The sequence below is a fragment of the Anaeromyxobacter sp. SG66 genome (genome assembly GCF_022690805.1).
Classification (GTDB): Bacteria; Myxococcota; Myxococcia; order Myxococcales; family Anaeromyxobacteraceae; genus Anaeromyxobacter; species Anaeromyxobacter soli.
On record NZ_JALCZC010000234.1, the window covers coordinates 1 to 1,033 of the forward strand.

General features: G+C 67.2%; 1 protein-coding gene. It reads right to left on the reverse strand.

Annotation, left to right across the window (positions count from 1 at the left end):
- Window positions 1–1,031, reverse strand: a 1,031-nt coding sequence (tuf, locus tag MNZ39_RS24075; protein WP_242341610.1) for an elongation factor Tu, incomplete at its 3' end; no start/stop codon positions are given.
- Between the last annotated feature and the right edge of the window lie 2 nt (window positions 1,032–1,033).

A 1,033-nucleotide genomic window follows, 5' to 3' on the forward strand; every position in this document is an offset into this window, starting at 1 on the left:
ACCGAACCCGTGACGTCCGTCGTGCGGAAGTAGAACTGCGGGCGGTAGCCGTTGAAGAACGGCGTGTGGCGCCCACCCTCCTCCTTCGTCAGGACGTACACCTCGGCCTTGAACTTGGTGTGCGGCGTGATCGAGCCCGGCTTCGCCAGCACCTGACCGCGCTCCACCTCCTCGCGCTTCAGGCCGCGGAGCAGCGCGCCGATGTTGTCGCCCGCCTGCCCCTCGTCGAGCAGCTTGCGGAACATCTCCACGCCCGTCACCACCGTCTTGACCGTCGGCTTCAGGCCGACGACCTCGATCTCCTCGCCCACCTTGACGATCCCGCGCTCCACGCGGCCCGTCGCCACCGTCCCGCGGCCCGAGATCGAGAACACGTCCTCGACCGGCATCAGGAACGGCTTGTCCGTCGCGCGCTGCGGCGTCGGGATGTAGCTGTCCACCGCGTCCAGCAGCTGCTGGATCGCCGGCTCGCCCAGCTCTCCCTTGTCGCCCTCGAGCGCCTTGAGCGCCGACCCCTTCACGATCGGGATCTCGTTGCCCGGGAAGTCGTACTCCGTGAGCAGCTCACGGACCTCGAGCTCCACGAGGTCGAGCAGCTCCTTGTCGTCCACCATGTCGACCTTGTTCAGGAAGACGACCATGTACGGCACGCCCACCTGACGGGCGAGCAGGATGTGCTCGCGGGTCTGCGGCATCGGACCATCCGCCGCCGACACCACCAGGATCGCGCCGTCCATCTGCGCCGCCCCGGTGATCATGTTCTTCACGTAGTCCGCGTGACCCGGGCAGTCCACGTGCGCGTAGTGCCGCTTCTCCGTCGAGTACTCGACGTGCGCCGTCGCGATCGTGATGCCGCGCTCGCGCTCCTCCGGCGCCTTGTCGATCTGATCGTACGCCATGAACTGCGCCCGGCCCTTCGTCGCGCAGTACTTCGTGATGGCGGCCGTCAGCGTCGTCTTGCCGTGGTCGACGTGACCGATCGTCCCCACGTTCACGTGCGGCTTGCTGCGCTCGAACTTCTCCTTGCCCATGA